The sequence below is a fragment of the Pseudomonas nabeulensis genome (genome assembly GCF_004682045.1).
Taxonomy (GTDB): domain Bacteria; phylum Pseudomonadota; class Gammaproteobacteria; order Pseudomonadales; family Pseudomonadaceae; genus Aquipseudomonas; species Aquipseudomonas nabeulensis.
The window spans coordinates 1-5,273 of sequence record NZ_QUZT01000130.1 but is presented as its reverse complement, the minus strand read 5'-3'; the positions used below and the strand labels follow the sequence as shown (position 1 = coordinate 5,273).

Annotated in this window: 3 protein-coding genes; 1 reads left to right on the top strand and 2 read right to left on the bottom strand. The window is 61.2% G+C overall.

Annotated features, from left to right (window positions below; translation table 11 throughout):
- Window positions 1–82: 82 nt before the first annotated feature.
- The gene (locus tag DYL61_RS30995; RefSeq protein ID WP_135311553.1) at window positions 83–1,936 is read right to left on the bottom strand and encodes an Lnb N-terminal periplasmic domain-containing protein; all 1,854 of its coding nucleotides are present in this window, start codon (window positions 1,934–1,936) and stop codon (window positions 83–85) included.
- Window positions 1,937–2,028: 92 nt separating this feature from the next.
- Complete coding sequence (locus tag DYL61_RS30990; RefSeq protein WP_105699023.1) at window positions 2,029–2,517, bottom strand: DUF3015 domain-containing protein; 489 nt, start codon at window positions 2,515–2,517, stop codon at window positions 2,029–2,031.
- Window positions 2,518–2,785: 268 nt separating this feature from the next.
- Between DYL61_RS30990 and DYL61_RS30985 the strand changes: the two genes are divergently transcribed.
- On the top strand, window positions 2,786–5,224 hold the full coding sequence (locus tag DYL61_RS30985) for a Lon protease family protein (RefSeq protein WP_135311552.1): 2,439 nt from the start codon (window positions 2,786–2,788) through the stop codon (window positions 5,222–5,224).
- Window positions 5,225–5,273 lie beyond the last annotated feature (49 nt).

The window sequence follows — 5,273 nt, the reverse complement described above, 5'->3', positions numbered from 1 at the left end:
GAAAGCCGCTCATCTGGTGTTTCCTTAAATGACAGGCATTAGGGCTTGCCCCCTCCCACACTGAATCTCTGTCAGGCTTGGGTTAGTAGTGATACCACTTCACTTCAAGCATCACTTCATTCACTGGCGTCGACAGGTGGCTGTACTCGCGCTGGGCACTCAGGCGCAAGCCCAGGTTGCGCGACAGTTCCCACTGCTGGTTCAGGCTGATACTGCGCCGTACTTCGCCATTGGTGAAGAAGTCACCCTTGGCCTCCAGGCTCAGATTGCCCAGTGGGTTCTTCCACAGCACACCGGTATTGAACCCGGCCGCCGGTGAAATGGCTTCGCTGAAATCATTGTTGTGTTCCACGCGCACGGTGCCGAGGGCAAAGCCGAGCATGTCGTCACGCAACTGCCAGGTGCCGCCAGCGCCGCCGTTGACGTGGGCCACCAGGGTTTCGTCGTCGTGTTTACCCGGCACGCGCTCCAGGCCGCCAGTGACTTGCCATGACCAGGGTTGCAGCAAGGCATTGCGCGGGGTCAGGGAGCGGATGGTGGCCAGGTCCAGTTGTTGCAGCTGCCAGTGATTGCCTTCGTACTGGCGCAGTTTCATTTGCAGGATCTCGATCTGCGCGCCGAGCGGGAAACCTTCTGCGTTGTCGTTCAAGTCGTGATAGGCCATACGCAGGCCGTATTCGCCGTAGGCCTTGTCGCCACGGGTGCCGATGCCGGCTTGCCAGGTGCGTGATTCGTGGCCGTTCTCCGGCAGGCCCGGCGGCTCGATCTTGAGGTCGGGCGCCGGGTTCTGGTTGATGGCGCGCAGCAGTTCAAAGCTGCGTTGGGAACGGGCGGTGTCGCGTTCCAACCCATTGGCGCGGTAGCGGCCCAAGCGGTAAGCGGCGTCGACGATCAGCGCCTGGCGCTCGCGGGGCAGGGCCTTGAAGGCCGGCTCCTGCAATTGTTTTTGATCATCGCTGATCTTGAGTACCCATTGCTGTTCGTCGCCGTCCAGCGGCTTGGCACGCTCCAGCAGTTCGCGTTCGCGGGAAGGGCGATAGTCGATCTTCTCCACCAACCCTGCGTCCTTCACGGCCTTGACCGTATCGGTGGGGATGGCCGTGAGTGGGAATTGCTCGGTCAGGCGCAGGCCCGGACGGGCGACTTGCAACAGTTCCAGCAGTCGATAGGAGCAGTTTTCGTCGAAGAAGAAGTAGTCGAACTGGATCTGCTTGAGTTCCCACACATGCTCGACCATGCGTTCGGTCTCGACCTGGGTGAGGTTGAGGCGGTATTCCCACAGGTCGCGGTTCTCAAGGCTACGGTATTCGGAGAGCTTTTCCTGATAAGGCACCAGGGCGAACAGGCCCGGGTAGCCGCCCATCAGGCCTTTCCAGGCATAGAGGATGCTGTTGTCGGAGCCTTCGATATAGGCGCCGAAGTTGATCGCGTAGCTGAGCAAAGCGGTGTTGTTGCTTTGCACATCAGCCTGGTCGATGCGCAGCAGGGTGTGGCCGAACATCGACGACGGGCTGTTGAGGTACGCCGCCGGGAAGATCATCACCGCACTGTGGGGTGCGACGTCCTTGAACCATTGCTTGAATTCGGTGCAGTCCAGGGCCGGCAGGTCGGTCAGGTGCAACTGATCCTTGAGCCAGCGGGTACGTGCGGGATAGACGCATTGGGCGTGTTTTTCACCGAGGCTCGCCGGAGCATAGAGTGCTTCAACGGTGGCCTTGAGTTCGGCGTCCGGGTGGTGGGCGCCATCGGGGGCGAGAAAGAACTTCTTGTCGCTGACATAGCTGCGCCAGCCGCTGATCTTGCCGGCTTCGTAATGGCCCAGAGACAGCCAGAACGGATCATTGGCCAATTGCTGCAAACGTTGATCATCAAGGTGCGGGGCCGCGTACAGCGGGGCGCAGGCGAAGAGTGCCATCCAGGCAAAGCGTTTGAGCATAGGGGCAACTTAAGTCGGAATAAATAGAGACCCAAAGGGGAGGCGGGTCCAAAAATAACGCCCGCGCCTCGAAGGACGCGGGCGGGTCGAGCTTAAGCTTGGGTTGCGTACTTCGCCAAGCGGGCATCGCTTTTCAGTACTGCCAGGGTGTTGTTGTGCACGTCGTCAGCGGTCACGTCAGCCTTGCTGAAGATCTGCTGGAAGTGCTCGTGGGTCACGGCCGCGAAGTGCTCGCGGTCTTCCGGCGCCACACCCAGGACCACGGCATAGGTGGTCAGCGCTTCGCCATTGCCCTTGGCCATGTCTTCGGACAGCTCGTTCATCATGCCATTCATGGCAATCCAGGACTTGCCGCCGTAGGTCAGGGCGCTGTTGGTGTTGCAACCGTTGGTGCCCGAGGTCATGCCGAAGGTGGCGTTACCCGAAGTACCGTTGGTGGTGGAAGCCAGGAAGTGAGCCGGAGTACCGCGCTGGCCTTCGAACAACATGTTGCCCCAACCGCAGTTCGGGCCGCCTGGTGCTTCTGCCATTGCATTGAGGGAGACGACGGTGAAGAGAGTACCGAGAAGGATCCGTTTCATAGCTTTGTTCTCTTTGTGTGCAAACCAATGGACAAGGGTTCAGGCGCGTCGCAGCGCCCTGAGGGATCGGTTATTAGTCCAACCCGCGCAGTTTGGAGTTTAGGCACGTTCCAGGGGTTCCGTGATTTTTTATAAAACAATCAGCCTTATCGCGATTTTTTTGTAGGACGAGTTCCCGGTCCACGCTTTCCCAACGACGTGCCTTGCCAGAGCGCGCAAGCGAGAGCCAGAATGCCGTCATCTGCCCCGCCTGATGTAAGGAAGCCCGATGCCTGATCCTGTTGCTGCCAGCTTGCGTCTAGCGCCCGAAGCGCTGACTCGTCCTTTTTCCGCTGAACAGTTCAGCTTCTCGACCACCAATGATTTGGAGCCCTTTCGCGGTGTGCTTGGCCAGGAACGTGCGGTTGAAGCCTTGCAGTTCGGCGTGGCAATGCCACGCCCCGGTTACAACGTGTTTGTCATGGGCGAGCCCGGCACCGGCCGCTTTTCGTTCGTCAAACGCTACCTGAAAGCCGAAGGCAAGCGCCTGCAGACCCCGGCGGATTGGGTCTACGTCAATAATTTCGATGAGCCCCGTGAACCCCGTGCACTGGAATTGCCAGGTGGCGGCGCGGCGGCGTTTATCAGCGACATCAATGGCTTGATCGACAACCTGGTCGCGACCTTTCCGGCGGTGTTCGAACACCCCACTTACCAGCAGCGCAAAAGCGCCATCGACCGTGCGTTCAACCAGCGCTACGACAAGGCCCTGGACGTGATCGAGCGCCTGGCCCTGGAAAAGGACGTGGCGCTGTACCGCGACAGCACCAACATCGCCTTTACCCCGATGCTCGACGGCAAGGCGCTGGACGAAGCCGAGTTTTCGCAGTTGCCGGAAGCCGACCGCGAGCGCTTCCACACGGATATTTCCGAGCTGGAAGAGCGCCTCAACGAAGAACTGGCCAGCCTGCCGCAGTGGAAGCGTGAATCGAACAACCAACTGCGGCAATTCAACGAAGAAACCATCACCCTGGCCCTACAGCCGTTGCTGGCTCCTCTGTCGGAAAAGTACGCGGAAAACGCCGCCGTCTGCGGTTACCTGCAAGCCATGCAGGTGTACCTGCTCAAGACCGTGGTCGAACAATTGGTGGACGACGCCAAGACCGACGCCCAGGCGCGCAAGCTGCTGGAAGAGCAATACTGCCCAAGCCTGGTGGTCGGCCATCCGGTCAACGGCGGCGCACCGGTGGTGTTCGAACCGCACCCGACCTACGACAACCTGTTCGGCCGTATCGAATACAGCACCGACCAAGGCGCGCTGTACACCACCTATCGCCAGTTGCGTCCGGGCGCTCTGCACCGCGCCAATGGCGGCTTCCTGATCCTGGAAGCCGAGAAAATGCTCGGCGAGCCGTTTGTGTGGGACGCCCTCAAGCGTTCCTTGCAGTCGCGCAAGTTGAAGATGGAATCGCCGCTGGGCGAGCTGGGCCGCCTGGCCACCGTGACCCTCAACCCGCAGATGATCCCGTTGCAGGTCAAGGTGATCATCATCGGTTCGCGCCAGCTGTACTACGCCTTGCAGGACGCCGACCCGGACTTCCAGGAGATGTTCCGCGTGCTGGTGGACTTCGACGAAGACATCCCGATGGTGGACGAAAGCCTGGAGCAGTTCGCCCAGTTGCTCAAAACCCGTACCTCGGAAGAAGGCATGGCGCCGTTGACCTCGGACGCGGTGGCGCGCCTGGCGACCTACAGCGCACGGTTGGCGGAGCACCAGGGGCGCTTGTCGGCGCGCATTGGTGACCTGTTCCAACTGGTCAGCGAGGCGGACTTTATTCGCCACCTGGCGGGCGACGAGATGACCGATGCCGGGCATATCGAGCGCGCGCTCAAGGCCAAGGCCACGCGCACCGGGCGGGTGTCGGCGCGGATTCTCGACGACATGCTTGCCGGCGTCATCCTGATCGACACCGCCGGCGCGGCCGTGGGCAAGTGCAACGGTCTGACGGTGCTGGAAGTGGGTGACTCGGCCTTCGGCGTGCCGGCGCGGATTTCTGCCACGGTGTACCCCGGCGGCAGCGGTATCGTCGACATTGAGCGCGAGGTCAACCTCGGCCAGCCGATCCACTCCAAGGGCGTGATGATCCTCACCGGTTACCTGGGCAGCCGCTATGCCCAGGAATTCCCGCTGGCGATCTCGGCGAGCATCGCGCTGGAACAGTCCTACGGGTATGTGGACGGTGACAGCGCGTCCCTCGGCGAGGCGTGCACCCTGATCTCGGCCCTGTCGAAGACGCCGCTCAAGCAGTGCTTTGCGATCACCGGCTCGATCAACCAGTTTGGCGAAGTGCAGGCGGTGGGCGGGGTCAACGAGAAGATCGAAGGCTTCTTCCGCCTCTGCGAAGCCCGCGGGCTGACCGGCGAGCAGGGCGCGATCATTCCCCAGGCCAACGTCGCCACGTTGATGCTGGATGAAAAGGTGCTGCAGGCCGTACGGGCTGGGCAGTTCCATATCTACGCGGTGCGCCAGGCGGATGAGGCGTTGAGCCTGCTGGTGGGTGAGCCGGCGGGTGAACCAGACGCGGAAGGGCAGTTCCCCGAAGGCTCCGTCAATGCGCGAGTGGTTGAGCGCTTGCGGGTGATCGCGGAGATGATCAGCGAGGAAGACTTGAAGGAAGCGGAGAAGGAGTTGGCGCAGCAAGCGCTGGCCGAAGCCAAACCCAGCTGATTTTTGCCATGAGGTGGTCAATGTGGGAGGGGGCTTGCCCTAATGCCAG

Excerpts from the sequence above, each read along its gene's own strand:
- DYL61_RS30985 (WP_135311552.1), top strand. The coding sequence starts at position 2,786 with ATGCCTGATCCTGTTGCTGCCAGCTTGCGTCTAGCGCCCGAAGCGCTG.
- DYL61_RS30990 (WP_105699023.1), bottom strand. The coding sequence starts at position 2,517 with ATGAAACGGATCCTTCTCGGTACTCTCTTCACCGTCGTCTCCCTCAAT.
- DYL61_RS30995 (WP_135311553.1), bottom strand. The coding sequence starts at position 1,936 with ATGCTCAAACGCTTTGCCTGGATGGCACTCTTCGCCTGCGCCCCGCTG.